Genomic DNA, 4,033 nt, shown 5'->3' with positions numbered 1-4,033 from the left:
CGGTTCAGCCGCGGCGCGGTTCAGCTGGCGGCGGCGCTGCCCAGGAGCTGCCGCTGCCGGCCCAGGCCGTCCACGGCCAGCTCCACCACGTCCCCCGGGCGCAGGAACGGCTTGGGGTGCGGACGGCCGTTGGCGACCCCGGCCGGAGTACCGGTGTTGACGACGTCACCCGGCCTGAGCACCATGAACTGGCTCAGATAGCGCACCACCTCGGCCACCGGAAAGATCTGGTCGGCGGTGCTGCCGTCCTGCCGCAGACGGCCGTTGACCCACAACCGCAGGCCGAGCGCCTGCGGATCGGGCACCTCGTCGGCGGTCACCAGCCACGGGCCCAGCGGGTTGAACGTCTCGCAGTTCTTGCCCTTGTCCCACTGGCCGCCGCGCTCGAACATGAACTCCCGCTCCGACACGTCGTGGCTGACCGCGTAGCCCGCCACACACGCCATGGCCGCCTCGGGACTCTCCAGATACCGGGCGGTGCGGCCGATCACCACGGCCAGCTCGACCTCCCAGTCGGTCTGCGAACTGCCGCGCGGCACCAGCACCGTGTCCTGCGGCCCGACCACGGTGTCCGGGGCCTTCATGAACACCAGCGGCTCCTCGGGGAGCGCGGCCCCGACCTCCGCCGCGTGGTCGCGGTAGTTGAGCCCGACACACACCACCTTGCCGATCCGCGCCACCGGCGGCCCCGTCCGCAGGCCCGCCGGATCCAGCACCGGCAGCGTGCCGGACGCCAACGCCGCCCGGACGCGGTCCAGCGCGTCGTCGTCCGACAGCAGGGCTCCGTCGATGTCCGGCACCAGGGCGGACAGGTCACGCAGCGCTCCCGGACCGTCCAGCGCCGCCGGGCGCTCCGCCCCCGCAGGTCCCACTCGCAGCAGCCTCACAGGCACACTCCCGTCATCGCAGATGACGATGGGGACGGCCATCGACGCTTTCGGGCGATCCTCCAAGAGCCACCGGGCAAGCACAAGCCCCTGTTCACCTGTCGGACCACCGGCCCCACCCCGCACGCACCGCCACAGCGCCCCGCCCCGGGGAGCGGCAGTGCGCACCGGGGCCGGTCAGCCGCCGAAGGTGTGCGTCAACGCGTGGATCGCCAGCCCCGCCAGCGCACCCACCACCGTGCCGTTGATCCGGATGAACTGCAGGTCCCGCCCGATGTTCGCCTCGATCTTGCGGGACGTCTGGTCGGCGTCCCAACCCGCCACCGTCTCGGTGATCAACGACGTGATCTCCGCCCGGTAGGTCGTCACCACGTGCGTGGCCGCGCCCTCGATCCAGTCGTCGATCTTGTGCTGCAACCGGCCGTCCGACGCCAACCGCGCACCCAGCGACAGCAGCGACGCCCGCACCCGCAACCGCAGCTCGCTCTGCTCGTCCCCGGCAGCCGCAACGATCATCGCGCGCACCGACGACCACGCCGACGCGATCAGGTCCTGCACCTCACCACGCGCCAGCACCTCGGACTTCAGCCGCTCCACCCGGGCCCGGGTCTGCTCGTCGTGCTGGAGGTCCGTCGCGAAGTCCGCCAGGAAACGATCCACCGCGCCACGCGCCGGATGGTCCGGCATGTCCCGCATCTCCGTGACGAACCGCAGCAACTCCCGGTACACCCGGTCGCCGATGCGCTGGTCCACGAACCGCGGCGTCCACCCCGGCGCGCCCCCGGCCACCGCCTCCATCACCGGATCCCGGTGCTCCACCAGCCAGTCGTGCGCCTGCTCGCACACCAGGTCCACCACCCGGCGGTGGCCGCTGTCCGCCACCACCCGGTCCAGCAGCGAGCCCAGCGCCGGCGCGATCTCCCGCGCGTCGGCCCGCCGGTTGATGGCCTCCCCCACCACCGCCTGCACATCCGCGTCCCGCAGCACCGCCAGCGCGCCCCGGACCGCCGTCGCCAACTCCGCCGTCACCCGGTCCGCGTTCTCCGGCTGCTTCAGCCACGCGCCCAGCCGCGTACCGATGCCCACCGACCGCAGCCGCCGCCGCACCACGTCCTCGGACAGGAAGTTGTCACCGACGAAGTCCCCCAGGTTCTGCCCCAACTGGTCCTTCTTCGTACGGATGATCGCCGTGTGCGGAATCGGCAACCCCATCGGCCGTTTGAACAGCGCCGTCACCGCGAACCAGTCGGCCAGCGCACCGACCATGCCGGCCTCCGCCGCCGCCGCCACGTAACCGGCCCAGCCGCCCGCACCCGCACTCTGCGCCCACTTCGCCAGCACGTACACCACCGCCGCCAGCACCAGCGCGCCGGTGGCGATCGCCTTCATCCGGCGCACCCCGCGCTGCTTCTCCTCGTCGGCGGCCGTGAACGCCCCCAGATCCCGCGTGATATCGGTCACCGCGGCCGTCGGCCCCTCGGCACCGCCACCCGCCGGACCAGCCTGCTTCGTCCGTTCCATGCGCTCCACCCGTTGTCGCCCGTCACCCCGTGCATTGTCCCTCCGGGCCCGACCCGCCCACCGGAGGGAACGCCGCACCCGCGAACTGCGTCCTCACCGCCGACAGACGCCCACCGGCCCCGACCGCCCACGCACCGCACCCCGTTCCGCACGTGGGATCATGGCTCCCGCCGCACGACCGCCCGAGGGGGACTCCCGCGCATGACGACTGGCAGCTGCCCATGAGCAGAAACATGGGATACGCCCTGCTGGCCGGACTGGCCTCCCTCGTGGTGCTCGTCTCCGGTGCCATCTTCATCGGCTTCGGCGGCAACCGCGACACCGCCCCCTCCGATTCCCCCGGCGGCCGCACCTCGGCCGCACCGGCATCGTCCGGCAACTGGGTCGGCACCTGGACGGCGTCCCCCGCGGCAGCCGAGCCGGACACCGCAGACGGATACCCCGACACCTCCATAAGGAACGTCGTCCACACCTCCGTCGGCGGCAGCGCTGCCCGCATCCAGCTCTCCAACCTCTACGGCACCCGCCCCCTCACCGTCTCGCACGCCACCCTGGCGCTCGCCGCCGTGCCCAGCACACCGACCGCGTCCCCCGGCACCATGCGCCGCCTCACCTTCGGCACCCAGCAGAGCGTCACCATCCCTCCCGGCGGGGCCGTCACCAGCGACGCCGTACGACTCAACGTGCCGCACGCCGCCGACCTGCTCGTCACCACGTACTCGCCGTCGCCCTCCGGATCCGTCACCTACCACCCCTTCGCCCGGCAGACCAGCTTTCTCGCCGACGGCGACCGGGCGGACGACGTCGACGGCGCCGCCTACACCCGCCAGACGCCCTACTGGCGCTACCTGACCGGCGTGGACGTCTGGTCGCACGACGCCGACGGGGCGGTCGTCGCCCTCGGCGACTCCATCACCGACGGCATCACCTCCAGCCCCGGCGCCAACCGCCGCTGGACCGACTTCCTCGCCGCCCGCCTGCGCACCGAACGCGGCGCGCCCCGCTACAGCGTGCTCAACCAGGGCATCAGCGGAAACCGCGTCCTCATCGACGGCAGCCGCTACTCCCCCAACAACGGCCCCAGCGGACTCTCCCGACTCGACCGTGACGTGCTCTCCCGCACCGGCGTACGGACCGTCGTCGTCCAACTCGGCATCAACGACATCATCAAGCACCCCCACCAGAACAACCCGCGGCAGATCGTGCTCGGCCTGGAACAGATCGCCCAGCAGGCCCACCACCGCGGCCTGCGCGTGATCGGCTCCACCCTCACCCCGTTCGGCGGCTACCCCAAGCACAACGCCCGCCGCGAAGCGGTCCGGCAGCAGGTCAACGACCTCATCCGGAGCAGCCGCGCCTTCGACTCCGTCGTCGACTTCGACGCCGCGCTGCGCGACCCGGCCCGACCCGACCGGCTGCGCGCCGCCTACGACTCCGGCGACCACCTGCACCCCAGCGACAACGGATTCCGCGCCATGGCCGAAGCGCTCGACCTGAAGGAACTGCGCGGCTCCCCCGCCACCCGGATGTGAGATCCCGCACGACGCGCACCCCCGCCGACGGCACGCCGACCCGGCCCTCCGCGCACACCTGACGGCCGCCCCGACGCCGCCCGCCGGACCCCC

Annotated in this window: 3 protein-coding genes; 1 reads left to right on the top strand and 2 read right to left on the bottom strand. The window is 72.6% G+C overall.

Translation table 11 applies throughout. From position 1 onward, the window contains the following. Positions 1-20: 20 nt before the first annotated feature. Positions 21-887 (bottom strand): fumarylacetoacetate hydrolase family protein, encoded by an 867-nt coding sequence (locus ACYVE9_RS18040; RefSeq protein ID WP_461028912.1) that lies wholly within the window; start codon positions 885-887, stop codon positions 21-23. A gap of 177 nt (positions 888-1,064) precedes the next feature. Further along, positions 1,065-2,408, bottom strand: coding sequence for a DUF445 domain-containing protein (locus ACYVE9_RS18035; RefSeq protein WP_461028911.1), 1,344 nt, complete (start codon positions 2,406-2,408; stop codon positions 1,065-1,067). 221 nt (positions 2,409-2,629) lie between these two features. Between ACYVE9_RS18035 and ACYVE9_RS18030 the strand changes: the two genes are divergently transcribed. Beyond that, on the top strand, positions 2,630-3,940 hold the full coding sequence (locus tag ACYVE9_RS18030; protein ID WP_461028910.1) for a GDSL-type esterase/lipase family protein: 1,311 nt from the start codon (positions 2,630-2,632) through the stop codon (positions 3,938-3,940). Positions 3,941-4,033 lie beyond the last annotated feature (93 nt).

The sequence above is a fragment of the Streptomyces sparsus genome (assembly GCF_054776295.1).
This window is presented reverse-complemented; position numbering and strand designations above follow the sequence as displayed.

What these genes read in the sequence shown, in the direction of transcription:
- ACYVE9_RS18030 (WP_461028910.1), top strand. Translation starts at nt 2,630, where the DNA reads ATGAGCAGAAACATGGGATACGCCCTGCTGGCCGGACTGGCCTCCCTC.
- ACYVE9_RS18035 (WP_461028911.1), bottom strand. Translation starts at nt 2,408, where the DNA reads ATGGAACGGACGAAGCAGGCTGGTCCGGCGGGTGGCGGTGCCGAGGGG.